Source organism: Actinomycetospora cinnamomea, from assembly GCF_003096675.1.
Lineage (GTDB): Bacteria > Actinomycetota > Actinomycetes > Mycobacteriales > Pseudonocardiaceae > Actinomycetospora > Actinomycetospora cinnamomea.
This window is the reverse complement of record NZ_QEKW01000002.1, coordinates 441,758-465,178: the sequence shown is the minus strand read 5'-3', so window position 1 is coordinate 465,178 and position 23,421 is coordinate 441,758. Positions and strand designations below refer to the sequence as shown.

Genomic DNA, 23,421 nt, shown 5'->3' with positions numbered 1-23,421 from the left:
AGAAACTATGAAGAACTTCCCGGCCCAGGCCGCCGGCGACCACCCACCAGCGACCACCCACCAGCGACGACGAAGCCATGACGACGAGGCCATGTCCGTCTCGACGCGATCTTGGACCTAGGTCACCGTGGTCGCCGCCCCGGCCGGGCGGGAGAGCATTCGAGGACTACAGCACCTGGTGGCCGTGCATCTCGCCGAGCTCTTGGGCGACGAGCAAGAGGATCCTCGAGCTAAGGCCACCCTGCTCCTCCTCTGCCCGAGCAGAGGTGCTCGGGCGCGAGCTCCCTACCGCCGGGCAGTCCGGGCACGATGACAGTGACCGCTCCGCCGGGACGCCCTGGCCTCACTCGCACCACGGCGTCGTGCCGGCCAGCCCCTTCAGCCGCTGCAGGAGCGACCCGGCACTCGGTAGCGCAGGTGCAGCACGCGCCGTCCCGGCACGACCAGGTACGGATCCTCGAGCACGACCTCCGGCGCGTCCTCGCCGAAGTACCGCTTGCCCCGCCCGAGGACCACCGGCGCGAGCGAGATCTCGATCTCGTCGACCAACCCGGCCGCGAGGGCCTGCCCGCCGACGTCGCCCGCCGTGACTGAGACGTCGCCCTCGCCCGCGAGCTCCGTCGCCGCCGCGACCGCAGCCTCGACGCCCTCGGTGACGAAGGTGAAGGGAGCGGTGCCGTAGTGGGGCCAGTCGGTGGGCACCGAGTGCGTGAGGACGACGACGTGGTCGCCCGCCGACGGACGGCCCTCCCAGCCGTTCGTGTGGTCGAACAGGTGGCGCCCGATGACGCCGGTGCGGATGCGTCCCCACTGCTCGCGCAGCCAGGTCGCGCTCTCCGGCCCGGTGCGGAAGGGGCGCTGCACGTCGCCGGCGTGGACATCGACGTCACCGGCCGAGAACCAGTCGAAGATCGGGCCCACCGAGTCGTCGGGACGGGCGATGAACCCGTCGAGCGACATCGTCGCCACCATCACCACGGCCATGACCCGCCCCGTTCCCCGTCTACTGCCAGCACAGGAAGGTATCGCCGTAGGACCACATATTCAACCTTCCGGTTGAGTGCGGGCGCCGGTGCACGGCCCTCCGGGGGCGGTTTGGTAGACCGGGACCGGGCACGGTGCCGTACCGCGCCCGGCGTGCGAGGGGTCAGTCCATGGAGTTCCGGCAGTCGAACAAGCTGCGCGACGTCTGTTACGAGATCCGCGGCCCGGTGGTGGAGCAGGCGAATTTGCTGGAGGAGGCGGGCCACAGCGTCCTCCGCCTGAACACCGGTAACCCCGCGCTGTTCGACTTCGAGGCACCCGAGGAGATCGTCCAGGACATGATCCGGATGCTCCCGCAGGCGCACGGCTACACCGACTCGCGCGGCGTACTGCCCGCGCGGCGGGCGGTCGCCCAGCGCTACCAGGCGCGCGGGCTGGACGTCGACGTCGACGAGGTGTTCCTCGGCAACGGCGTCTCCGAGCTGATCTCGATGGCCGTGCAGGCGCTGGTCGAGGACGGCGACGAGGTGCTCGTCCCCGCGCCGGACTACCCGCTGTGGACCGCGGTCGCGACACTCGCCGGCGGCCGCGCCGTGCACTACCGCTGCGACGAGCAGGCCGACTGGTTCCCCGACCTCGACGACGTCGCCGCGAAGATCACCGACCGCACCAAGGCGCTCGTCATCATCAACCCCAACAACCCGACCGGCGCGGTGTACTCGAAGGAGGTCCTCGAGGGCCTGCTGGACCTCGCCCGCCGGCACGGGCTGATGGTCATGGCGGACGAGATCTACGACCAGGTGCTCTACGACGACGCCGTGCACCACGACGTCGCGTCGCTCGCCGAGGACCTCGTCGTGCTGACCTTCAGCGGCCTGTCGAAGACGCACCGCGTCGCGGGCTTCCGCTCCGGCTGGCTGGTGGTCACCGGCCCGCGCCAGCACGCCCGCGACTACCTCGAGGGCCTGGCGATGCTCGCCTCCATGCGCCTGTGCGCGAACACTCCCGCGCAATACGCCATCCAGGCCGCGCTGGGCGGGCGGCAGTCGATCCACGAGCTCACGGCCCCGGGCGGGCGCCTGCGCGAACAGCGGGACACCGCGTGGAAGGCGCTGAACGCGATCCCCGGCGTCACGTGCGTCCAGCCGCGCGGCGCGCTCTACGCCTTCCCGCGCCTCGACCCCGAGGTCTACGCGATCCGCGACGACGAGCGGTTCGTGCTCGACCTGCTGCGCGAGGAGAAGATCCAGGTCGTGCAGGGCACGGGCTTCAACTGGCCGACACCCGACCACTTCCGCATCCTCACGCTCCCCCACGCCGCGACGCTCGAGGACGCGATCGGCCGGATCGGCCACTTCCTCGAGACCTATCGCCAGGACTGAGCTGAGCGAGCGAGGCACACGGCGTGTGCGAGCAATGCGGCTTTGCTGGCGCTGGACGCCAGAATCGCCACATCCTCGCCGGCGCGACACGCCGGGGGCGTGCGAGGGGACGACCATGAGCGATCTGCCGGTGCTCACCGGCGCGCATGTGCGCCTGCGTCCATGGCGTCCGAACGACGCGCCGACGATCCAGGCGGCGTGCCAGGACCCGGACATCCAGCGCTGGACCACCGTGCCGTCGCCCTACGGCCCGGGCGACGCGGAGCACTTCCTCGCCCACCGCGTGCCCGGCGCCCGCGCCCGGGGCGGGGCGGCGTACGCCGTCGAGGATCTCGCGGACGGCTCGCTCGTGGGCAGCATGACCCTGCTCCACGCCGAGCGCGGCATCGGCGAGATCGGGTACTGGATCGCGCCCTGGGCGCGGCGCCGCGGTCTCGGCGCGGACGCGCTCGACACGCTCGCGGCCTGGGCCTTCGCGCACCGGGACGTCCACCGTCTCGAGCTGCAGATCGAGCCCGACAACCACGGGAGCCGGGCCCTGGCCGCCCGCGCCGGCTTCGCCGAGGAGGGCCTGCTGCGCGGACGCCTGGTGCTCCGCGGCGAGCGGCGCGACGTGCTGATGCACGGACGCCTGGCACCGTGAGACGACCACTGAGAGTGCTTGACCTCTGCTAGGGTAGCTCGTTCTCACCTGTGCAGAGCCGTCCGGGTGACGTCGTGTGAGGAGACGACGATGACGACGATCGATCCCGGGACCCGTAATGCGACCGCACTCGCGACGGCTGTCGAGCGGTGGAACGCCGGCGACCTGCCCGGGTACCTGCAGGTCTACGCCGACGACATCCGCCTCCACGGCTACTCCCCAGAGCCCATGGACAAGGCGGGCGTCGAGACCTTCTACCAGGGCATCTTCGCCGCGTTCCCGGAGAACCACCTCGAGCTGCACGAGACCTTCGGCGACGGGGACCGCCTCACGACCCGCTTCACCCTCACCGGACGGCACGACGGCGATTTCATGGGAGTCGCCCCCACCGGGACTCGGATCACACTGCCCGGCATCACGATCCTTCACTTCCGCGAGGGCGCGATCGTCGAGCGATGGTCGTGTTCCGACATGCTCGGGCTCCTCGTCCAGCTCGGCGCGGTGCCCGCTCCCCGCTGATCCCCCGCGCCGCGCGACGATCGGACCGCGTGGCGAGCACGCGGTTCCTGGTCACCGACTCGAGCGGGCACCTCGGCGAGGCCCTGGTGCGCACCCCGCGCGCGGGGGGGGGCGCACCCGTCACCGCTCCCGACGTCCTGCCCTCGCCCTGGAACGACGTCGTCGGCTCCGTGGCCCATCCCGCCGCCGTTCGCGAGCGACGCGCGGCGTCACCGACGTCCTGCACACCGCGACGCTCCGCTAGCCGCACGTCGGCACGCACCCGCGCCAGGAGTTCGTCGAGGTCGATGTCACCGGCACGTAGACGGTGCTCGACGTCGCCACGACCGCCGGGGCGCCGGTCATTTTGACGAGCACGACCAGCACGTTCGGCCGCGCGATGTCCACCGACCCGGGCAAGGCCGCGACCTGGATCGACGAGGACGTCGGCGCGACCAGGCTCGCGGCCGTGGGAGCCACGGGCCACCACGACACGCCCACCCGGGGTGTACACGTCGCGAGGCCGGCAGTGAGGACGCCCAGTATCCGGTACCGTCGGTACCGAATACCGATCCGAGGAGGACGACCATGCTGGGCGACATCGCCGGTACCGCGCCCCTGCGCGAGGCCCTCGAGACCACCAACACCCTGCTCGAGCAGGTGCTCGACGAACTCAAGCGCGTCAACGCCGACGGCCTCGTCACCGTGGCGCAGGAGCTGCGCGCCGTCCGCGACGCGCTGCCCGAGCCCGAGACCGCCCGGACGAGCTGACCGCGCGCGTCCCGCCCCTGTCGCGGGATGCCGTATCGGGCCACCCTGAGGACCTCGACACCGCGAGCTCTGCGAGGTCCCGATGGACGCGACCATCACCGGCTTCCACCACGTCAAGCTGCCCGTCTCGGACGTGTCCCGGAGCCGCGAGTGGTACGAGCGGGTGCTCGGACTGGCCCTCGAGATCGAGTTCGAGGAGGACGGGGTCGTGCGGGGCGTCGCGCTGCGGCTCCCCCATGGTGGCGGGGGCGGCATCGCTCTGCGCGAGGACCCCGACCACGCGGCGGGGCTGGCGGGTTTCGACCCCGTGGCCCTGCTGGTACCCGAGCGCGACCAGGTCGAGCAGTGGCGCGCGCGGCTCGACGAGCTGGGCGTCGAGCACGGCGGGATCGTCACCGGGCACCACGGCGGCAAGGTCCTCGTGGGCCTGCGCGATCCCGACGGCCTCGAGATCCGGCTCTACGCCGACTGACCGCCCCGGCCACGATCCCGGCTAGGTTGGCCGCTCGTGACCCGCTCGTCCGCGCGTTTCGACGACCTCCGGGCCGGACGAGCCCTGGCGTTCCCGGCGCCCGACGAGGTGCTGGTGGCGGCCAGGCACGACGAGGTCCCCGGGGTGCTCGCGCGCCTCGGGGAGCACACGAACGCGGGGCGCTGGGCGTTCGGGTTCGTGGCGTACGAGGCCGGCGCCGGGCTCGACCCGAGCCTGCCGCGCGTGGATCCGCCGCCGGGCACACCCCTGGCCTGGTTCGGCGTGACCCACGCCCCGGAGACCGTCGCGCCGGTCGTCGTGCCGGAGCCCTGGCCGCAGACCGGACCCTGGCGGCCCGACATGGACGCCCACGCCCACGGGCACGGGGTCCGGGCCGTGCGCGAGCGCATCGCGGCCGGTGAGACATACCAGGCCAACCTCACGACGACACTGCGCGCCGCCGCCCCGGCCGACCCCGCGGCGGTCTACGCGGCGATGGCCACCGAGCAGGGCGGGTCGTACAACGCCTTCCTCGACCTCGACGACCTCGTCGTCGCGAGCGCGAGCCCCGAGCTGTTCTGCGAGGTCGACGGGGCGGAGGTCCGCATGCGCCCGATGAAGGGCACGGCGGCGCGCGGGCCCACGACGGCGGCGGACCGCGCCGTGTGCGACCGCCTGCGCGCCGACCCGAAGGAGCGCGCCGAGAACGTCATGATCGTCGACCTCGTGCGCAACGACCTGGGCCGCGTCGCCGTCCCGGGCACCGTGCACGTCACCGACCTGTGCACGCCCGAGCGCTACGGCACCGTCTGGCAGCTGACGTCCGGGGTCACCGCGCACCTCGCGCCCGGGACCGGGTGGCCGGAGCTGTTCGGCGCGCTCTTCCCGTGCGGCTCGGTCACCGGGGCACCCAAGCGGCGCAGCATGCAGATCCTCACCGGCCTGGAGCCCGGACCGCGCGGGGTCTACTGCGGCGCGATCGGGTGGGTCGCTCCGGAGAGGCGGGCACGGTTCTCGGTGGCGATCCGCACGCTCGTCGTCGATCGCCGCAGCGGCACCGCGTCCTACGGCGTCGGCAGCGGGATCACGTGGGGCTCGGACCCGGTCGCCGAGCACGCCGAGCTGCGCGCGAAGGCCCGCGTCCTGGGTCACCGGACGCGGCCCGCCGGGCTGCTCGAGACGTTCGCGCTCGTCGACGGCCGGCCCCGTCACCTCGAGCGACACCTGGCGCGGATGCTCGACTCGGCCGCGTACTTCGGCATCCCCGCCGAACCGGCCGTGCTGCGATCCGCGGTGGCGGAGGTGACGGGCGAGATGACGGGCGAGGTGACGGGCGACGCCCGCGTCCGCGTGCACCTGGCCGCCGACGGGCGCGTGGAGGTCACCGTGGCGCCGCTCCCCGTCGACGGGCCCGGCCCGGTGCGGCTGGCCGTCGACGACCAGCGGCTCGACCCCGACGACGTCGCGCGCCACCACAAGACCACCCGCCGCGCGCCGTACGACGAGGCCCGCGCCCGGCACCCCGGCGCGGACGACGTCGTGCTGGTCAACGACCGCGGGGAGCTGGTCGAGACCACGGTCGCGACCCTCGCGGTGCACCTCGACGGGGTCTGGTGCACCCCGCCGCTGTCCGCGGGCGCCCTGCCCGGCGTGGGGCGGGCGGTGCACCGGGACCGCGGCGATCTGCTGGAGCGGACCCTGCGACCCGCCGACCTGCGCCGGGCCGCGGCGCTGGCGGTGGTCAGCTCGTTGCGGGGGTGGCGGCGGGCGGTGCTGGTCGGCGACGGGGCCGGGCCGGCACCCGTCGCGGTCGTGGGGTCCGCGCGTCGACCGGCCTGATCGAACCCGGGGTGAGTGGGTACACCCGCCCGGTCGGTGGGCGACCCGGACGCGCCAGAGAGCCGGAGTTGCACATCGGCGGCAACAGCAGGACGCTGGCCCTCCACAGGCGAAGCAGCAGCCGACCCGGATCGGAGACACCGGATGGCGGAGTACACGCTCCCCGACCTGCCCTACGACTACGGCGCTCTCGAGCCGCACATCTCGGGCAAGATCATGGAGCTGCACCACGACAAGCACCACAACACGTACGTCACCGGGCTGAACGCCGCGATCGACGCGCTGGCCGAGGCCCGCGAGCAGGACACGATCGGCACGACGGCCCTCCTCTGGGAGAAGAACCTCGCCTTCAACTACGGCGGGCACATCAACCACTCGGTGTTCTGGGTGAACCTCAGCCCCGACGGCGGCGACAAGCCGGACGGGGACCTGGCGTCGGGGATCGACCGGGACTTCGGCTCGTTCGACCTGTTCCAGAAGCACTTCACCGCCGTCGCGACGAGCATCCAGGGCTCGGGCTGGGCGATCCTCGGCGTCGACACCCTCACCGGGAAGCTGCGCGTCTTCCAGCTCTACGACCAGCAGGCCAACGTGCCGCTGGGCATCGTCCCCGTGGTCATGCTCGACATGTGGGAGCACGCCTTCTACCTGGACTACCAGAACGTCAAGCCGGACTACGTGAAGGCCTGGTGGAACGTCGTGAACTGGGCCGATGCGGCGCAGCGCTACCAGCACGCGCAGGGGCTCAAGATCGCCTGAGTCCGTCCGGTCTCGCGCGGTGATCGTTCCGACAAGCGTCCGCCGCGCGGCGCGCGACGACCCCTCGTGCCCTCCGGGGCCGGGGGGTCGTCGTGTGCTCACATGCGCGACAGCGCACCGAGCAGCTCGGTGCGGATCTCGGGGCGGCCGGCGGCGACGAGGGTGAACGCCGCCTCGCGGGCCAGCCGCCGGGCGGGATGGCGCCCGACGATCGCGCGGCTGCCGACGGCGACGGTCAGCGTCGCGGCCGCCCGCACGGCCAGGGCCGACGCGGTCGCCCGGGCGGCGGGCATCGCCGACGGGTCGGCCAGCGCCCCGTCCAGGCCGGCGCGCGCGGCGTCGAGCGCGTGCCGCAGCGCCGCGGCCGCCTCCGGTCCGCCCGCCTCCTCGACCATCGCGGCGCAGCGCCCGGCGATCCCCAGCGCGAGGCAGCCGTTGACCCGCGCGCTGCCGTGCTGGGCGGCGAGGAAGTCCGCCCGCGAGCGCACCGACACCACGGCGTCGTCGGGCACCCACCAGCCGTCGACGTCGAGGCGCACGGTACGACTGCCGTTCGCCGCGGCGAGGTCGAGGGGGTGCACGGTCACCCCGTCCGCGGGGCGGGCCGGCACGAGCAGGGCCACGACCCGGGCGTGCTCGTCGTCGGCGTCGGCACTGGCGGCGTCGCGAGCGGAGACCAGGAGCAGGTCGACGAGCCCCCAGCCCGTGACCAGCGGCGCGACGCCGTCCAGACGCCAGCCCCCGTCGACCGCCGTGGCCCACAGCTGCGGTGGCTGCGGGATGGCCCCCGCGAACGCGACCCCGCAGCGTCTGTCCCCGCGGACCGCCGCGGCGAGGTGGCGCTCGCGCAGCGCGATGTTCGCCGTGTCCGCGAGCCCGCGCACCGTGCCGTGGTGCTGCATCCACGTGAACGTCGTGGTCAGGCACGCGCCGGCGAGCGTCTCGACCACGGCGAGGAACTCGTCGAAGCCGATGTCCGGCCCGCCGGCCTCGGGCGGCGCCGCCAGGCCGTAGAAGCCGGCGTCGGCCAACGCACGGAAGTGGCCCTCGGGGATCGTCGCGGTGGCGTCGACCTCCTCGGCCGCGGGCCGCAGCACGGCGTCCGCGAGGTCCCGGGCACGGTCCACGACGTCCGACACGACGCCGAGCCTATCTCCCGCTGACAGCGAAGTAAGGCGAGCCTCACCTCATGCTTCTCGGAGGTGAACGCTGATGCCGTCGCTGTCCGCACCGCGAGGCGCTGTCGGCGTCGACGCGCACCTGTACGCGCACGGGGCCGACGGGCGGCGGGGCCGTGACGGTGCGACCCGAGCTCACCGGCGTGCCGGAGACGACGCTGTGGACCCTGCACAACCGGGCCGCCGAGGCGCGACGCCCGGGGCTGCCCGCCGCCGATCGCGTGCGGACGCTGACCCTCTCGGCGCTCGATCGCGCCTGGATGGACGCGGTGACCACCGACCCGCCGACGCCCACGATCGTCACCGCCGAGGGCCTGCTCATGTACTTCACGCGCGAGCAGGCGCTCGGACTGGCCCGTGACCTCGCGGCGCGCTTCCCGGGCGGGCAGCTGCTGTTCGATCCCTGTCCTCGGCGCCCGGCGTCCCGGCCTGTTCCGGGCGCGCCTCACCGACTGACCGGCGAGGTGCCTACCGGCGCGTACCCAGCGATCCTGGGGACGTCCCGGACCCGAGGGGGAACGATGACCCACACCAGCGAGGACCTCGCGAGCATCGGCGACACCGCCGCGCCCGAGCGCGTCGACGCGCTCGATGCCCTGGCCGAGTGCGAGCAGGTCAGTACCGCGTGCACGATCGCGATGGCGGCAACCGGCGGGATGGCGGCCGAGACTCGCCGGGCGCTCGACTGCGCCGACGTCTGCGCCGCCGCGCACCGCGTCCTGGTCCGTGGCGAGGGCGGCGACCCGGTCACTCTGACCGCCGTGCTGGACGCCGCGGCGCTGGCCTGCGACGCCAGCGCGTCCGCCTGCGGCGCGCACGCCGACCACCACGAGCACTGCCGTCGGCACGCCGAGTCTGCCTCGGCCTGCGCTGACGCGGTACGCGCGCTGCGCGCCACCTTGTAGCACCTCGACCTGCGACGACGTCCTCGGAGCGGGGTCGCGCCGCTACGCTCTGGTCATGGCCGGTCCCGACGCCCCGCACTCGACGGCGGTCGACGACTACCTCAAGGCCATCTACGCCTCCGCCGAGCGCGGCGAGGGTCCGGCGTCGACCACCGGCCTGGCCCGGCGCCTCGGCGTGGGCGCGTCGTCGGTGTCGGGCATGGTCCGGCGGCTGACCGAGCAGGGCCTCGTCGAGCACCGCCGCTACGGCGGGGTCCGGCTCACCGAGGAGGGCACGCGCGCCGCGCTCGCCGTGCTGCGCCGCCACCGCCTGCTCGAGACCTACCTCGTCCGCGAGCTGGGCTACGGCTGGGACGAGGTGCACGTCGAGGCCGAGGTGCTGGAGCACCACGTCTCCGAGCGGCTGCTCGCCCGGATGGACGCGCGCCTCGGGCACCCGAGCTTCGATCCCCACGGCGACCCGATCCCCACGCCCGACGGCACGATCGCCCCCTTCGACGGTCGGCGGTTCTCCACGCTCGAGCCCGGCGACCGGGGGCTGCTCACGCGCGTCGACGACACCGACCCGGCCATGCTCGCGTGGTTGCGCGAGCATGCGGTCGAGCTCGGTGTCACCCTCGAGCTCGTCGCCCGGCGCCCGTTCGGCGGGCCGTTCCTCGTCCGGCTCGCCCGCGACGGCCACGAGCTCCGCGAGCTCGACCTCGGACCGGAGCTGGCCGAGGCGCTGTGGGTCGGTGAGGTCGTCGAGGGGGTGTTCCACCGGACCTCGGCGACGTAGCATCCGTCACCAGAGTTCGGCTGGCCGAACTTCCGGGTACCAGCGCGGCGAAGACGGCGGCGGAACGGGTGATGGTGATGACACTCGACGAGCTCCCCCGGGGTGACCGCGCCGTGGTCACCGGGTTGGAGATCCGGGGCGGTGCGCGCCGCCGACTGATGGACCTCGGCCTGCTGCCCGGCGCCGCGGTGCACGCGGAGCTGACGAGCCCGTTGGGGGACCCGACCGCCTACGAGGTCCGTGGCGCCCTCGTGGTGCTGCGCCGCGACCAGGCCCGGGCCGTCCACGTCGAGGCCCACCCCGACGACGAGGACCGCTGACCCGTGGCGACGCCGCTGCCGACGCCGGGCGTCGGCCCGGGGGCCGGTGAGGCGTGTGCCTCCTGCGCGCTCGCCCCGGACGCGGCACGCCTCGCCCGCCTGGGGCTCGACCCCGGGCGCTACTCCTACGTCGTCGCCCTCGCGGGCAACCCGAACACCGGCAAGAGCACCGTCTTCAACGCGCTCACCGGTCTGCGCCAGCACGTCGGCAACTGGGCGGGCAAGACCGTCGCGCGCGCCGAGGGCGGCTTCTCCTACGGCGGGGTCGGCTACCGCATCGTCGATCTGCCCGGGACGTACTCGCTGCTGTCCACCAGCGCCGACGAGGACGTCGCCCGCGACGTGCTGCTGTTCGGGCGGCCCGACGTCACCGTCGTCGTGGTCGACGCGACGCGCCTCGAGCGCAACCTGCCGCTGGTGCTCCAGGTCCGCCAGATCACCGGACGGGTGGTCGTCGCCCTCAACCTCGTCGACGAGGCCCGCCGCCACGGGATCACCGTCGACGTGCGCCACCTGACCCGCGAGCTCGGCGTCCCCGTCGTCGCCACTGCGGCCCGGCGCGGCGAGGGCCTGTCCGACCTGCTCGCGGCCATCGAGCAGGTCGCGACCGCCGACGACCCGCCCGCGCCCCTGCGCCTGACCCATCACGACCCCGAGCTCGAGCGGGCGGTGTCCGCGCTGGCCCAGCAGGTCGCGGCGCGCTTCCCGTCGCTGCCCAACACCCGGTGGGTCGCGCTGCGCCTGCTCGAGGGCGACCCGGGCATCGAGGCCGCGGTGCGCGACGGCACGCTGGGGGACCTCGCCGCGCCCACGACGGACACCGCCGCGGAGGCCGCGGGATGACCGACCTCCTCGACGAGGCCGCCCGCCTGCGCCGCGACCTCTCCGACGACGTCGGCGACCGCATCGTCGAGTCGCTCTACACCGACGCCGCCCGGCTCGCGGCCGAGAGCGTCGACCGCGACGGCGCGGCCGCCCGCCTGACCGTCGACCGGGCCCTGGACCGCGTGCTCACCCACCGCGTGTGGGGGTTCGTGGCGATGGGCGTGCTGTTCTTCGGCGTCTTCTGGTTCACGATCGCCGGCGCCGCGGTGCCGTCCGACCTGCTCTACACGCTGCTGGTCGAGAACGGGCACACGTGGCTGCGCGACGGGTTCACCGCCCTGGGCGCGCCCGCGGTGGTGACGGGTCTGCTCGTCGACGGGGTCTACCTGGCCACGGCCTGGGTGGTCGCGGTGATGCTCCCGCCGATGGCGATCTTCTTCCCGCTGTTCACCCTGCTCGAGGACTTCGGCTACCTACCGCGCGTGGCGTTCAACCTCGATCGGCTGTTCGCCCGCGCCGGGGCGCACGGCAAGCAGTCGCTGACGATGATGATGGGCTACGGCTGCAACGCCGCGGGCGTCACCGCCACGCGCATCATCGACAGCCGCCGCGAGCGGCTCATCGCGGTCATCACCAACAACTTCAGCATCTGCAACGGGCGCTGGCCGACGCTGATCCTCATGGGGACGATCTTCGTCGGGGCCGTGGTGCCGCCGGCCCTCGCCGGGTTCGTCGCCGCGGGCGCCGTGGTCGCGGTGGTGATCCTCGGGATCGGCGTGACGCTCGCGGTGTCCTGGGCGCTCTCCCGCACGGTGCTGCAGGGCGAGAGCTCCGTCTACTCCCTGGAGCTGCCGCCCTACCGACCGCCGCGCGTGCTGCGCACCCTGTACACGAGCATCATCGACCGCACGCTCAAGGTGCTCCGCCGTGCCGTCGTGATGGCGGCGCCGGCCGGTGCGGTGATCTGGCTGGTCAGCAACGTCGACCTCGGCGACGCGAGCGTCGCCGCCCACCTCGTCACGGCCTTGGAGCCGATCGGCTGGCTGATGGGGCTCAACGGGATCATCCTGCTCGCCTACGTCGTGGCGGTCCCGGCCAACGAGATCATCATCCCGACGATCGTCATGCTGACGCTGACCCTGGGCGCGCCCGCCGCCGGTGCGGCGCCGGGGGTGATGCTCGAGCTGGGCGACGACGCGCAGATCGGGTCGGTGCTGGTCACGACCGGCGGCTGGACGCTGCTCACGGCCGTGAACCTCATGCTGTTCACGCTGCTGCACCACCCGTGCAGCACGACGGTCCTGACCATCTGGCACGAGACCCGCAGCCTGCGCTGGACGCTCGTGGCGACGCTGCTGCCCCTCGCGCTGGGCTTCGTGGTGTGCGCGTCGGTCGCCGGGCTCTGGCGTCTCGTCTCGTGAGTGCTCGTCCGTGCCAGGGCACGGACGAGCACTCACGAGGCGGCAGCCACAGGGCGCTCGGAGGTCTCGGCGCGGGCCATCCGCCGCTCGACCAGCGCCCCGAACACCAGCCCGAGCACGCCCCAGAGCAGCATCTGCGCGGCGAACGACGCGAGGCGGAAGTCGTAGAGCACGTCCGCGTCGAAGCCGGGGTAGAGGATCGCCCCGGACGCGTCGCGCAGCGGTATCGGTGTCTCGCTGACCCGCGGTCCGTTCTCCACCACGTTGATCGTCAGCTCGCCCAGCCCCGGCAGCACGGCCATCAGCACCGCTGAGAGCGCCACGTAGACGACCCCACCGACGAGCACGGCGTTCCAGGTGCCGAGATGCTCGCGGACCAGGCGCGCGACGAAGACCGCGGCGGCCAGGAACGCCAGCGACCCGATGACCATGAGCAGGTAGAGCGCCGTGCGATCACCGATGGTCTCGTCACTGCCCACCGCCGGCGGGCTCGCCGGGTACTTGAGGAACGGCGTCGCGTAGATCGTCAGGAAGCCGGCGCCGGCCACGACCAGCGCGAGCACCCGCGGGCGCAGCGCCACCCGGCCGTGCAGCAGCGTGTACGCGACGGCGAACAGCAGGCCCAGCGCGATGCCGATGCCCACCATCCCGACCCCGATCCCCAGGGTGGCCTGCACCCCGCGGGAGACGATCTCCTCCTCGCCGCCCGCGGCGGGGGCCGACCCGGCCGCGACGGCCAGGGCCTCCTCCGCCGCGCCGCGACCCTCCTCGTAGGCGATCGCGGCCTCGATCTGCGGCTCGGCGAACACCAGCGAGAACACCCACGAGACGAGCCCGGCGGCCGCGCCCGCCAGCACGCCGCGCAGCACGAACGAGCGCGCCTCCATCCCCACTCCCTCCTCGTGCGACAGGGGACTAGTGGCAGGGGAAGCCGAGGAAGTGGCGGGCGTCGTGGACGAACTCGTGCAGCACGGTGGTGTCACCGAGAACCGACACCGCGCCCTCGTCGACGCCGATGACGTAGTAGAGCACGAGACCGACGACCAGGGCGCTGAGCAGCCACGGCAGCGTCTCCGACGCCGGGACGGCGGTGGCCTGGGCCTTCGCGGTGGCCTGGTTGCTGGACACGGCACCGGCAGAGGTCACGGTGTTCTCCTTCTCGGAACGGCACGATTGCGGCGGCCGGCCGTGACGGGCGGCCGCCGGCCCACGCTAGGCGGCCCCGCCGATCACCGTCAACACCTCAGCATGTGGTGAGCTATGGGCCCTGAACAGGACATTCCATCGTGGGCGCGGCTACGGTCATGCCGCCACATGATGGCAATACATGACGATATGCGCGTGCGACCAGTGCGTTGCAGAGCACGAAAGGCAGGCGCCCTCCGACGGCGAGTGCCCTCTAGGGTGAGGGCCGATGACGTCCTCTCCGGCCACCGAGGTCCGCGACCTGCGCCTCACCATCGGCGGCACCACCGCGGTCGACGGCCTGTCACTGCGCGTCGACGCCGGCGAGCGCTGCGGGATCGTCGGGCCCTCGGGGGCGGGCAAGTCGTTCACCGCGGCCGCCCTCGCCGGGTTGCTGCCGCCCGGTGCGGCCGCGACCGGCAGCGTCCGGGTCGCCGGCGCCGAGCTCGTCGGCGCGTCCGAGCAGGCCCTCGCCGGGGTCCGCGGGCGCGAGGTCGCCCTCGTCGCCCAGGACTCGGCGACGGCGCTGCACCCGCTGATCGACGTCGGCCGCCAGCTCGCCGGGGTCCTGCGTCGCCACCAGGGCCTCGCGCGCGGCGCCGCCCGCGGCCGGGCCGCCGAGCTGCTCACCGAGGTCGACCTGCCGGAGGAGCTGGCCCGCGCCCGCCCGGCCCAGCTCTCCGGCGGACAGCGCCAGCGCGTGGCCCTCGCCGCCGCCCTGGCCTGCCGGCCGCGGCTGCTCGTCGCCGACGAACCCACCGCCGCGCTCGACCCGCCCGTCGCCCGCGCCCTGCTCGACCGACTCGGCACCGCGCTCGCCGCCACCGGGACCGCGCTCGTCATGGTCACCCACGACCTCGGCGTGCTGGCCGCCGTGTGCGAGCGCGTGCTCGTCCTGTCGGGCGGGCGGGTCGTCGAGCAGGGCTCCGTGCGCGAGGTCCTCGCCGCGCCGGAGCACGAGATCACCCGCGCGCTCGTGGAGGCTGCGCGGCTGTCCGTGCCGGAGGTGCCGGCGTGACCTTCTCCCTCGCGGGCGTCACCCGCCGCTACTCCGTGCCCGGCGACCGGCCCCGGCCGTGGCGACGAGGCGTGACGCGCACGGCGCTCGACGGCCTCGACCTCGAGGTGCCCACCGGACGCGATCTCGCGATCGTCGGGGCGTCCGGGTCGGGGAAGTCGACGCTGCTGCGGGTGCTGCTCGCCCTCGAGGCGCCCGACGCGGGGACGGTCCGCTTCCGCGGCGACCTCGTGACGCCCCGGGCCCCCGGCGCGCTGCGCCACGCGGTCGGCGTGGTAGCCCAGGACCCGGCCAGCTCCCTGGACCCGCGGCTGCCGGTGGGCGCGAGCATCCGCGAGCCGCTCGAGTGTCTTCGGGTGGACGGCGACCACGGCGCGCGGGTGGCCCAGCTCCTCGACGCCGTGGGTCTCGACCCGGCCGTCGCCGCCCGCCGACCCGCCGCGTTCTCCGGCGGCGAGCGCCAGCGCATCGCCCTGGCACGCGCCCTCGCCGCCGGCCCCGAGGTGCTCGTGGCCGACGAGCCGTTCAGCGCGGTGGACCCGACGACGCGGGCCCGGCTGGTCGCGCTGGTCGACGACCTCACCCGTGCCGGGGGCACGCAGCTGCTGCTGGTCAGCCACGATCTCGGGATCGCCCAGCGGCTCTGCGCCGATGTGGCCGTCCTGGACGCCAGCCGGGTCGTGGAGACCGGTCCCGTCGCCACCGTGTTCGCGCGGCCGTCGGCCGACGCCACGCGGGCGCTGCTCGGCGCCGTCCTGCCCGTGGAGTGGGGATGACGGCACTGAAAGCCCTGCTGCGCCGCTGGTCGGTGCTCGGCCGGCTCGCCGAGCTGCCCGCGCCCATGCGCCTCATCGTGCTCGGGCAGCTCGCGTTCAACACCGGCTTCTACCTGGTGCTGCCGTTCTTCGCGCTGCACCTCACCCGCGATCTCGGGCTCGGCGCGACGCTCGTCGGGCTCCTGCTGGGGCTGCGCACCTTCAGCCAGCAGGGGCTGTTCTTCCTCGGCGGGGCGCTCGCCGACCGTTTCGGGACGCGGCCGGTGGCCCTCACCGGGTTCGTCGTGCGGATCGCCGGCTTCGTGCTGCTCGCGCTGGCCGACGGGCTGCCGCTGCTCGTCGCCGGCACCGTCGCCACCGGGTTCGCCGCGGCGCTGTTCTCGCCGGCGGTGGAGTCCGAGCTCGCGCGCCGCGCCGGGGAGCTGGAACGGGCGGGAGGTCCGGCCGGACCGACGCGCAGCGAGGCGTTCGCGATGTTCGGGGTCGCGGGCGAGGTCGGCGTCGTCGTCGGGCCCGTGCTCGGGTCGGTCCTGCTCGCCGTCGACTTCGCGGTCACGTCTCTCGCGGCGGCGGGCGTCTTCGTCGTCGTCCTCGTCGCGTTCGCGCGCGTCATGCCGCGCGAGCCCGCCGCCCATGCCGGTGAGCCGTTGCTCGGCGGCTGGGGCCGGGTGCTGCGCAACCCCGCCTTCCTCGCGTTCACGGCCGCCTACTCGACCTGGCTGCTCAGCTACAACCAGCTCTACCTCGCGCTGCCCGTGGAGCTCGAGCGCGTCGGGTCCGCGGGGGTGCTCGGCGCGCTGTTCGTGCTCTCCGCGGTGATCGTGGTGCTGGGTCAGATCCCGCTGGCCGAGCTCGTGCGCCGCCGCCTGGGCACCCGCGCGTTGCCGCTCGGTTTCGGCGTCCTCGCCGCGTCCTTCCTCGCCACGGCGGTGCTCATCGCCCTCGAGGTGCCGGGCCCGGTCCCCGCGGTGGTGTTCGTCGTCCTGCTGACCCTGGGCCAGATGACGGTCGTGCCCGTGGCCCAGGACGCCGTCGGGCGGCTGGCCGGCGAGCGCCGTCTCGGCGCGCACTTCGGCGTGCTGGCCTCGGCCGGCGGGCTGGCGGTGCTCGGCGGCAGCTCGCTGCTCGGTGCCCTGCTCGACGTGGACGCCCGGCCCGCCCTGCCCTGGGCCGTCACCGCCCTGCTGCCCCTGGCCAGCGCCGTCGTCATGGGCGTGCTCGTGCGCCGCGTCCCCGCCCTGCGCGCCCCCGTCCCCACCCCCGAGAGGACCTCGTCGTGATCCGGTTCGCCGCCGTCCTGACCCTGCTCGCGCTCGTCCTCGCCGGTTGCTTCAGCGGCTCGGGCGGCGTGGAGGGCGGCGTGGAGGGCAGCGAGGGCACCGAGAGCCGGCTCCGGGTGGGCCTGTCGTTCCCGCCCACCTCCGGGCTCTCGCCCTACGGCAACGAGGCCACCCTGGCCACGAGGCTCGGGGTCACCGAGCCCCTGGTGACGCTCGCCGCCGGTGGCCCGGAGCCCGCGCTCGCGACGGCGTGGACGCAGCTCTCCCCCACGAGCTGGCGCTTCACCCTGCGCCCCGGCGTCGCCTTCCACGACGGGTCGCCGCTCACCCCGGAGGCGGTGGTGAACAGCCTGACGCGCGCCGCGGCGGCCACCCCGGCGCCCCGCGCGCTGGCGTCCCTCGCCGAGGGCCGCGCCCCTCTCACCGCGCGCCCCGACGGTCCCGACGCCGTCGTCGTCACCACGCCTGTCCCCGACCCGGTGCTCCCGCAACGTCTGGCCTCCCCCGAGCTGGTCGTCCTCGCCGCCGGCGCCTACGCCGACCCGACCCGTCCCAGCCCGGTCCGTGCCGGCACGGGCCCGTTCGTCCTCACCCGCGTCGACGGCTCGACCGGCGCCGCGCTGGACGCCAACCCGTCCTCGTGGCGGGGACCGGTGGCCGCGCCCGGCATCGACGCCCGATTCCTGACCGACGGCGCGGCACGGACGAACGCGCTGCGCGCGGGCGAGCTCGACGTCGCCGAGGCCATCCCCGCCTCCCAGGTCGCCTCGATCACCGCCCCCCAGCGCGTCGTCGGTGTGCCGTTGCCGCGCAGCGTCGCGGTGTACCTCGACCAGCGCTCGCCGGTGTTCGCCGACCCGGGCCTGCGGGCCGCGGCGCGCGCGGCGATCGCCCCGATCGACGTCGCCGGCACCATCTACGAGGGCCGCGCCGACCCCGCCGGCGGCCTCTTCGGGCCGGCCACCCCGTGGGCTGTGGCTCCTGGCGCGCGTCCCGCGCACGCCGACACCCCGCCGACCCCGCCCACCGGCCAGCGCATCCGGCTGGCGACCTACTCCGACCGCGCCGAGCTGCCCGAGATCGCCGCGGCCGACGCCGACGCGCTGCGGCGCGCCGGTTTCACCGTCGACGTCACGGTGCTGGAGAGCTCGGCGTTCGAGGCGCAGCTGGGCACCGGCACGTTCGACGCCGTGATCGTCAGCCGGTCGCAGCAGCTCGACACCGGCGACCCGATCGGCTACCTGACCAGCGACTTCTCCTGCGCTGGCGGCTACAACTGGGCCGGCTACTGCGACCCGGCCACCGATGCGGTCCTGGCGACCGCCGCGCAGACCAGCGACGTCGAGGCCCGCCGCCGGGCCGCGCTGGAGGTGGAGGCCCGGGTGCTGGCTGCCGACGCGGTCGTCCCGCACGTCACCGAGCGCGCACGGATCGGCGTCGGCGCGGGCGTCACCGGCGTGGCCGAGGATCCGAACGAGCAGGTCCTCGTCACGCAGGAGACCCGGCGCGGATGAGGCGTTCGAGCAATGCGGCTTTGCTGGCGACGAACGCCAGGATCGCCACACGCTCGCGGCCGCGACACGCCGGGACGGGCCCGTGACCCCGGCCCGGCGGCTCCTGCCCCTCGTCTCGGGCGCGGTCGCCGTGGTGCTGGTGTCGCTCGTCGTCGCCGCCCTGCCGTGGCTGTGGGAGACCGACCCGGCGGCGAGCGTGCTGCACGTGCGCTACCCCGAACGCGGCGTCGACCCGGCCGCCCTCGAGGCCCTGCGGGCCGAGCTCGACCTGCCCGCCGACCCCGTCCGTGGGGCGCTGGGCTGGCTGGGCGATGTCGCGCGGGGTGACCTCGGGACGTCGTGGGTGTCGCGCGCGCCGGTGGGTCCGTCGGTGTCCGGGGCGCTGGGCGTGTCGCTGACGCTCGCGGTCGCGGCGGTCGTGGTCGCCGCGGTGACCGCCGTCGCCCTGCTCGCACCGGGGGTGTGGCAGGCGGCGCGGCGGGGCGGGACGGACACCGGGCGCGGGAGCGCGGTCGCCGCCTCGGTCCTGGGTGCGATCCCCGAGATCGTGCTGGGCGCCGTGCTCGTCGCGGTCGTCGCCGTCGGTGCGGGGCTGCTGCCCAGCACCGGGTTCGCCGGCCCGGCGAACCTCGTCCTGCCCGCGCTCGCCCTCGGCCTGCCCGCGGGCGGGCTGCTGGCGCGGATGCTGTCGTCGGCGACCGAGTCGGCGCTGGCCGAGGAGTGGGTGCGGACGTGGCGCTCGTGGGGCACGCCGCCGGCGACGGTCGCGGTCGGGGTCGCGCGACGCGCCGTCGCCACGGCGACACCGCAGATCGCCCTGCTCGTCGTCGGGCTGCTGGGCAGCGCCGTGGCCGTCGAGCAGCTCTTCGGCATCCCGGGGGTGGGCACGCTCGCGCTCGACGCCGTGCTGGCCCAGGACCTGCCCGTCGCACAGGCCGCGATCATGCTGCTGGTCGTGCTGGGCCTCGCCCTCGGCGGGACCGGGGTCCTGGCGCACCGTGCGCTGCTGGGCCCGGCGGGCGCGGGCGGGGAGCTGCCCTCCGGGGTGCCCGACGCCTCCGGCCGCGCGCGCTCGTGGGCGCCGTGGGCCGCCGCGGGTGTGCTCGCCGCCGTCGTCGTGGCGGGCCTGCCCCGGGACGCGTCGACCACGGTCCCCGGGCGCCGGCTCGCCCCGCCGTCGTGGTCCCTGCCCCTGGGGGCCGACGCGGTCGGCCGGGACCTGTGGGCGCGGATCGCGCACGGCGCCCTGCTGACGGTGGGCACCGCCGTCGCGGTGACCGCGGTGGGCCTGGTGATCGGGCTCGCGGTCGGGGTCGGTCGGCGGTCCGCGCGGGCCGGGGCGGCCGACGTCCTCAACGCGCTGCCCCCGGTCGTGGTCGGCCTGGTCGTGGCGGCGATCGCGGGCCCCGGCCTGCTCGGGGCCGCGATCGCCGTCGCCGCCGTCGGCTGGGTGCCGCTGGCCGTGCACGCTCGGACGCTGGCCGTCGAGGCGCGGGCGTCGGGGTACGTGCGCGCGGCGGTACTCGCCGGGGCGTCGCCGTGGCGCGTGGCGCGCAGGCACGTGCTGCCCGCCGTCGTCGGTCCCGTCGTACGCCACGGGCTCGCCCGCGTCCCGCACGCCGCGCTGGGCATCGCCGCCCTGTCGTTCCTGGGGCTCGGCGCGGCGCCCGACTCCCCGGAGTGGGGCGCGGTGCTCGCCGCCTCGCTGGCCTACGTCGAGCGCGCCCCGTGGACGATCCTCGCCCCGGCCGTCGGGCTGGTGCTGCTCGCCGTCGTCGTGGCCCTCGTGCGCGAGACGCGGACGAGCAGTTAGGTCGGTGCCGTGCGCCTGCACCTGCTCGCCCACGCCGCGACCACCGCGTCCCGGCACGCCCGCTTCCCCGCCGACGAGCCGCTCGACGACGGCGGGCGGCGCGCCGCGTCGGCGCTCGCGGGCGTCCTCGCCCCGCCCGAGCTCCTGTGGTGCGGGCCGACACGCCGCTGTCGGGAGACCGCGGAGCTCGCGCTGCCCGGTCGTCCGGTCGACGGCGACGCCCCGGCCGAGCCCGACCCCGGCGCCTGGGTCGGGCGGGCGCCCGACGATCTGGCGGTCGAGGACCCGGCGACGCTGCAGGCATGGCTGACCGACCCCGACGCCGCACCGCCGAGGGGCGAGTCCCTCGGCGCGCTCCTCGGGCGCGTGGGGGCCTGGATGGACGCCCTCCCCCGGACCGACCGGGCGGTCGTGCTCGCCGTCGTCGACCCGCCCGTCGTCCGCGCCGCGGTCGCCCACGCCCTCGGGGCCGGGCCCCCCGGCGCGTGGCGGGTCGACGTCGCGCCGCTGTCCCGGTGCGTGCTCACCGGCGGCGACGGGCGGTGGAACCTCAGGCTGGGCTGACCGCGCCGCGGCGCAGGCCGTCGACCAGCAGCGCGGTCATGCGCCGGGCGTGATCCGGGCCGGCGTCGTGGGCCGGCCCGCAGAGGTTGGCGACGGCGCGCAGCAGGTCGTTCGCCGCGACGTCGCAGCGCGCCTCGCCGGCGTCGACCGCCGCGGCGAGCAGCGCGTCGAGGGCGGGCCGGAACCGTTGGTCGAAGTAGGCGGGCAAGGCGTCGAACGCCGGATCGCCGGAGTGCAGGGCCGCGGCGAGCCCGCGCTTGGTGGCGATGAAGTCGGTGTAGCGCAGCAGCCAGCGGGCGAGCGCCTCGCCCGGCGGGTGCTCGGCGGCCAGCGCCGGGGCCTCGTCGGCGCAGGCGTCGACGGCGTGGCGGAACACCGCCGCGACCAGGTCGGCGCGCTTCGGGAAGTGCCGGTACACCGTGCCGACGCCCACCCCGGCCGTCGTCGCGATCTCGCGGACCGGGGCGTCGACGCCGGACGTGGCGAACACGGTCGCGGCCGCCTCGAGCAGGGCGTCGGTGTTGCGGCGCGCGTCCGCGCGCACGCGCCGCACCGGGCCCGCCTCTCCCACCGCACACCTCCTTGCAAACGGAACCACGTTCCGTCTACGGTTCCGGACGTACGTTCCGCTTCTGCGACGGTAGCCCGTCGCGTCGGCGCCCACCACCTCGTCCCCCGGGAGGGACCGTGCAGTACCGCACCCTGGGCCGTACCGGTATCAAGGTCAGCCCCTACTGCCTCGGCGCCATGATGTTCGGCGCCGTCGGCAACCCTGACCACGACGACTCGATCAAGATCATCCACCGGGCGCTCGACGCCGGGATGAACTTCGTCGACACCGCCGACGCCTACTCTCGTGGCGAGTCCGAGGAGATCGTCGGCAAGGCGCTGCTCGGCCGCCGCGACGACGTCGTCGTCGCCACGAAGGCGCACCTGCCCATGGGCGACGACCCGAACCGGCGCGGCAACTCACGGCGCTGGCTCGTCCGCGCCCTCGACGACTCGCTGCGCCGCCTGCAGACCGATCACGTCGACCTGTTCCAGGTGCACCGCCCCGACCCGGACACCGACGTCGAGGAGACCCTCTCGGCGCTCACCGACCTCGTCCGCGCCGGCAAGATGCGCGCGATCGGGTCGTCGACCTTCCCGGCGACGGAGATCGTCGAGGCGCAGTGGGCCGCCGAGCGGCGTTCCTACGAGCGCTTCCGCACCGAGCAGCCGAGCTACTCGATCCTCACCCGCGGCATCGAGCGCGAGGTGCTCCCGGTCGCCCAGCGCTACGGGATGGGCACGCTGGTCTGGAGCCCGCTGGCCGGGGGCCTGCTCACCGGGCGCTACCGCAAGGGGCAGGAGGCCACGGCGCACCGCGCCGGTTTCGGGTTCGCGCACCTGCGCGACGAGCGCCGGCTCGACGTCGTCGAGCAGCTCCTCGGACTCGCGCGCGACGCCGGGATGCCGCTGACCCACCTGGCCACGGCGTTCGCCATCGCCCACCCCGGCGTCACCTCGGCGATCATCGGACCGCGCACGATGGACCACCTCGAGGACCTGCTCGCCGGCGTCGACACCGTCCTCGACGACGATCTCCTCGACCGCATCGACGCGGTCGTGCCGCCGGGCACCGACGTGGGGCGCCTCGACATGGCCTACGACCCGCCGGAGATCACACAGCCTCGTCTCCGGCGGCGGCCGGTGGCGGAGCGGGCGGCCGCCTAGCGCCGTCGCACGAGATAGGTGTCCATGAGCCAGCCCTTGCGCTTCCGGAGCTCCTGGCGCGCGGCGAGGATCTCGTCGCGCACATCGCCCACCCGTCCGGCGACGAGCACCTCGTCGGGGGTGCCGACGTAGGCGCCCCAGTACACGATGGCGTCGTCGTCGAGGTGCTCCAGCCCGTGCTCGCGCGCCCCGTCGAGCATGACGACGAGGTCGGCCTCGCCGGAGTCCACGCTGTCGTCGAGCACCCGGCGGGCGGGGGTGATCGTCGCCGCGCGGGCGGTGCGGGTGAGCGTCGTGCGGTGGGCCGCGGCGAGCACCGTCGGCGCGCCGAGGCCCGGGACCACGCGCCAGTCGAGCGCGACGCGGCCGCGGGCGTCGAGGCGGTGCAGCATCTCGACGGTGCCGTCGTAGATCGCCGGGTCGCCCCACACGAGCAGGGCGCAGGAGCCGCCGTCGGGCACCTCGTCGAGAAGGGTCTGTTCGTAGAGCGCGGCGCGCTCGTCGCGCCATCGCTCGGTGGCGCCCTCGTAGTCGGGCGACGTCCGGTCGCGCACGGCGTCGTCACGCTCGACCACGCGGGCCTGCGGAGCGAAGCGCTCGACGATCCCGGCCCGGATCGAGGTGAGCTCGTCCGCCGGGCCGGGCTTGTGCAGCAGCACCACCACGTCGACGGCGCCGAGCGCCTCGACGGCGTCGAGGGTCAACTGACCCGGCTCGCCCAGACCGATCCCGACCACCAGCACCGTGCGCACGGGAGGCACGCTCTCACGGGCAGCGGGG

General features: G+C 74.8%; 26 protein-coding genes. 19 read left to right on the top strand and 7 right to left on the bottom strand.

The window, feature by feature from the left end; translation table 11 throughout:
• Positions 1–378: 378 nt before the first annotated feature.
• Positions 379–984 (bottom strand): dihydrofolate reductase family protein, encoded by a 606-nt coding sequence (locus C8D89_RS06955; protein WP_207787098.1) that lies wholly within the window; start codon positions 982–984, stop codon positions 379–381.
• Between the two features lie 170 nt (positions 985–1,154).
• On the opposite strand from C8D89_RS06955, the gene C8D89_RS06950 reads away from it, so the two are divergent.
• The 3 genes from C8D89_RS06950 to C8D89_RS06940 all read left to right on the top strand — a co-directional run bounded on the left by C8D89_RS06950 (position 1,155) and on the right by C8D89_RS06940 (position 3,528).
• The gene (locus C8D89_RS06950; RefSeq protein WP_116707318.1) at positions 1,155–2,366 is read left to right on the top strand and encodes a pyridoxal phosphate-dependent aminotransferase; all 1,212 of its coding nucleotides are present in this window, start codon (positions 1,155–1,157) and stop codon (positions 2,364–2,366) included.
• Positions 2,367–2,481: 115 nt separating this feature from the next.
• Positions 2,482–3,009: a GNAT family N-acetyltransferase gene (locus C8D89_RS06945; RefSeq protein ID WP_165825579.1), complete on the top strand. Its 528-nt coding sequence runs from the start codon at positions 2,482–2,484 to the stop codon at positions 3,007–3,009.
• 90 nt (positions 3,010–3,099) lie between these two features.
• Positions 3,100–3,528 carry an ester cyclase gene (locus C8D89_RS06940; protein WP_116707316.1) on the top strand — a complete coding sequence of 143 codons (429 nt, stop codon included), beginning with the start codon at positions 3,100–3,102 and terminating at the stop codon, positions 3,526–3,528.
• A gap of 240 nt (positions 3,529–3,768) precedes the next feature.
• Here C8D89_RS06940 and C8D89_RS06935 read toward each other — a convergent pair whose 3' ends face one another.
• Complete coding sequence (locus C8D89_RS06935; protein ID WP_133251829.1) at positions 3,769–3,987, bottom strand: hypothetical protein; 219 nt, start codon at positions 3,985–3,987, stop codon at positions 3,769–3,771.
• Positions 3,988–4,095: 108 nt separating this feature from the next.
• Here C8D89_RS06935 and C8D89_RS06930 point away from each other — a divergent pair, with 108 nt between their 5' ends.
• From C8D89_RS06930 to C8D89_RS06915, 4 genes are all read left to right on the top strand, one after another.
• Positions 4,096–4,278, top strand: coding sequence for a hypothetical protein (locus C8D89_RS06930; RefSeq protein WP_116707314.1), 183 nt, complete (start codon positions 4,096–4,098; stop codon positions 4,276–4,278).
• Positions 4,279–4,360: 82 nt separating this feature from the next.
• On the top strand, positions 4,361–4,750 hold the full coding sequence (locus C8D89_RS06925; protein WP_116707313.1) for a VOC family protein: 390 nt from the start codon (positions 4,361–4,363) through the stop codon (positions 4,748–4,750).
• A 36-nt stretch (positions 4,751–4,786) separates the two neighbouring features.
• Positions 4,787–6,589 (top strand): chorismate-binding protein, encoded by a 1,803-nt coding sequence (locus C8D89_RS06920; protein ID WP_116707312.1) that lies wholly within the window; start codon positions 4,787–4,789, stop codon positions 6,587–6,589.
• Positions 6,590–6,733: 144 nt separating this feature from the next.
• Positions 6,734–7,348: a superoxide dismutase gene (locus tag C8D89_RS06915; protein WP_116707311.1), complete on the top strand. Its 615-nt coding sequence runs from the start codon at positions 6,734–6,736 to the stop codon at positions 7,346–7,348.
• Positions 7,349–7,446: 98 nt separating this feature from the next.
• On the opposite strand, the gene C8D89_RS06910 is transcribed toward C8D89_RS06915, so the two are convergent.
• Positions 7,447–8,487: an acyl-CoA dehydrogenase family protein gene (locus C8D89_RS06910; protein WP_116707310.1), complete on the bottom strand. Its 1,041-nt coding sequence runs from the start codon at positions 8,485–8,487 to the stop codon at positions 7,447–7,449.
• Between the two features lie 155 nt (positions 8,488–8,642).
• Here C8D89_RS06910 and C8D89_RS06905 point away from each other — a divergent pair, with 155 nt between their 5' ends.
• From C8D89_RS06905 to C8D89_RS06885, 5 genes are all read left to right on the top strand, one after another.
• Entirely contained in the window at positions 8,643–9,431 is a 789-nt protein-coding gene (locus C8D89_RS06905; protein WP_116707309.1) for a four-helix bundle copper-binding protein, read from the top strand.
• 55 nt (positions 9,432–9,486) lie between these two features.
• Positions 9,487–10,209 carry a metal-dependent transcriptional regulator gene (locus C8D89_RS06900; protein WP_116707308.1) on the top strand — a complete coding sequence of 241 codons (723 nt, stop codon included), beginning with the start codon at positions 9,487–9,489 and terminating at the stop codon, positions 10,207–10,209.
• Positions 10,210–10,286: 77 nt separating this feature from the next.
• Entirely contained in the window at positions 10,287–10,529 is a 243-nt protein-coding gene (locus C8D89_RS06895; protein WP_207787097.1) for a FeoA family protein, read from the top strand.
• 3 nt (positions 10,530–10,532) lie between these two features.
• Positions 10,533–11,372 (top strand): FeoB small GTPase domain-containing protein, encoded by an 840-nt coding sequence (locus C8D89_RS06890; protein WP_207787096.1) that lies wholly within the window; start codon positions 10,533–10,535, stop codon positions 11,370–11,372.
• Entirely contained in the window at positions 11,369–12,775 is a 1,407-nt protein-coding gene (locus tag C8D89_RS06885) for a nucleoside recognition domain-containing protein (RefSeq protein ID WP_116707307.1), read from the top strand. The genes C8D89_RS06890 and C8D89_RS06885 overlap by 4 nt, the downstream gene beginning before the upstream one ends.
• A gap of 32 nt (positions 12,776–12,807) precedes the next feature.
• Here the strand turns inward: C8D89_RS06885 and C8D89_RS06880 are convergent, their stop codons facing one another.
• Positions 12,808–13,662, bottom strand: coding sequence for a CbtA family protein (locus C8D89_RS06880; protein WP_116707306.1), 855 nt, complete (start codon positions 13,660–13,662; stop codon positions 12,808–12,810).
• Between the two features lie 28 nt (positions 13,663–13,690).
• On the bottom strand, positions 13,691–13,921 hold the full coding sequence (locus C8D89_RS06875) for a CbtB domain-containing protein (RefSeq protein ID WP_243417908.1): 231 nt from the start codon (positions 13,919–13,921) through the stop codon (positions 13,691–13,693).
• A gap of 268 nt (positions 13,922–14,189) precedes the next feature.
• On the opposite strand from C8D89_RS06875, the gene C8D89_RS06870 reads away from it, so the two are divergent.
• The 6 genes from C8D89_RS06870 (at position 14,190) to C8D89_RS06845 (ending at position 20,925) form a co-directional block, all read left to right on the top strand.
• Positions 14,190–14,978: an ATP-binding cassette domain-containing protein gene (locus C8D89_RS06870; RefSeq protein WP_116707304.1), complete on the top strand. Its 789-nt coding sequence runs from the start codon at positions 14,190–14,192 to the stop codon at positions 14,976–14,978.
• Positions 14,975–15,754, top strand: coding sequence for an ABC transporter ATP-binding protein (locus C8D89_RS06865; RefSeq protein ID WP_116707303.1), 780 nt, complete (start codon positions 14,975–14,977; stop codon positions 15,752–15,754). Before C8D89_RS06870 ends, C8D89_RS06865 begins: the two co-directional genes overlap by 4 nt.
• On the top strand, positions 15,751–17,034 hold the full coding sequence (locus C8D89_RS06860; protein WP_116707302.1) for an MFS transporter: 1,284 nt from the start codon (positions 15,751–15,753) through the stop codon (positions 17,032–17,034). The genes C8D89_RS06865 and C8D89_RS06860 overlap by 4 nt, the downstream gene beginning before the upstream one ends.
• A complete protein-coding gene (locus C8D89_RS06855; protein WP_116707301.1) occupies positions 17,031–18,548 on the top strand; it encodes an ABC transporter substrate-binding protein in 1,518 nt (505 codons plus the stop codon). Before C8D89_RS06860 ends, C8D89_RS06855 begins: the two co-directional genes overlap by 4 nt.
• Before the next feature lie 82 nt (positions 18,549–18,630).
• A complete protein-coding gene (locus tag C8D89_RS06850; protein ID WP_243417907.1) occupies positions 18,631–20,361 on the top strand; it encodes an ABC transporter permease subunit in 1,731 nt (576 codons plus the stop codon).
• A gap of 9 nt (positions 20,362–20,370) precedes the next feature.
• Positions 20,371–20,925 (top strand): histidine phosphatase family protein, encoded by a 555-nt coding sequence (locus C8D89_RS06845; RefSeq protein ID WP_116707300.1) that lies wholly within the window; start codon positions 20,371–20,373, stop codon positions 20,923–20,925.
• Here C8D89_RS06845 and C8D89_RS06840 read toward each other — a convergent pair.
• The gene (locus C8D89_RS06840; RefSeq protein ID WP_207787095.1) at positions 20,912–21,496 is read right to left on the bottom strand and encodes a TetR/AcrR family transcriptional regulator; all 585 of its coding nucleotides are present in this window, start codon (positions 21,494–21,496) and stop codon (positions 20,912–20,914) included. The two genes, C8D89_RS06845 and C8D89_RS06840, sit on opposite strands and share 14 nt — an antisense overlap.
• Before the next feature lie 116 nt (positions 21,497–21,612).
• Between C8D89_RS06840 and C8D89_RS06835 the strand changes: the two genes are divergently transcribed.
• Positions 21,613–22,641, top strand: coding sequence for an aldo/keto reductase (locus C8D89_RS06835; RefSeq protein WP_116707298.1), 1,029 nt, complete (start codon positions 21,613–21,615; stop codon positions 22,639–22,641).
• On the opposite strand, the gene cobF is transcribed toward C8D89_RS06835, so the two are convergent.
• Entirely contained in the window at positions 22,638–23,393 is a 756-nt protein-coding gene (gene cobF, locus C8D89_RS06830; RefSeq protein ID WP_165825578.1) for a precorrin-6A synthase (deacetylating), read from the bottom strand. The genes C8D89_RS06835 and cobF overlap by 4 nt on opposite strands.
• Positions 23,394–23,421: the final 28 nt, after the last annotated feature.

What these genes read in the sequence shown, in the direction of transcription:
- C8D89_RS06955 (WP_207787098.1), bottom strand. Translation starts at nt 984, where the DNA reads ATGGCCGTGGTGATGGTGGCGACGATGTCGCTCGACGGGTTCATCGCC.
- C8D89_RS06950 (WP_116707318.1), top strand. Translation starts at nt 1,155, where the DNA reads ATGGAGTTCCGGCAGTCGAACAAGCTGCGCGACGTCTGTTACGAGATC.
- C8D89_RS06945 (WP_165825579.1), top strand. Translation starts at nt 2,482, where the DNA reads ATGAGCGATCTGCCGGTGCTCACCGGCGCGCATGTGCGCCTGCGTCCA.
- C8D89_RS06940 (WP_116707316.1), top strand. Translation starts at nt 3,100, where the DNA reads ATGACGACGATCGATCCCGGGACCCGTAATGCGACCGCACTCGCGACG.
- C8D89_RS06930 (WP_116707314.1), top strand. Translation starts at nt 4,096, where the DNA reads ATGCTGGGCGACATCGCCGGTACCGCGCCCCTGCGCGAGGCCCTCGAG.
- C8D89_RS06925 (WP_116707313.1), top strand. Translation starts at nt 4,361, where the DNA reads ATGGACGCGACCATCACCGGCTTCCACCACGTCAAGCTGCCCGTCTCG.
- C8D89_RS06915 (WP_116707311.1), top strand. Translation starts at nt 6,734, where the DNA reads ATGGCGGAGTACACGCTCCCCGACCTGCCCTACGACTACGGCGCTCTC.
- C8D89_RS06900 (WP_116707308.1), top strand. Translation starts at nt 9,487, where the DNA reads ATGGCCGGTCCCGACGCCCCGCACTCGACGGCGGTCGACGACTACCTC.
- C8D89_RS06895 (WP_207787097.1), top strand. Translation starts at nt 10,287, where the DNA reads ATGACACTCGACGAGCTCCCCCGGGGTGACCGCGCCGTGGTCACCGGG.
- C8D89_RS06885 (WP_116707307.1), top strand. Translation starts at nt 11,369, where the DNA reads ATGACCGACCTCCTCGACGAGGCCGCCCGCCTGCGCCGCGACCTCTCC.
- C8D89_RS06880 (WP_116707306.1), bottom strand. Translation starts at nt 13,662, where the DNA reads ATGGAGGCGCGCTCGTTCGTGCTGCGCGGCGTGCTGGCGGGCGCGGCC.
- C8D89_RS06870 (WP_116707304.1), top strand. Translation starts at nt 14,190, where the DNA reads ATGACGTCCTCTCCGGCCACCGAGGTCCGCGACCTGCGCCTCACCATC.
- C8D89_RS06860 (WP_116707302.1), top strand. Translation starts at nt 15,751, where the DNA reads ATGACGGCACTGAAAGCCCTGCTGCGCCGCTGGTCGGTGCTCGGCCGG.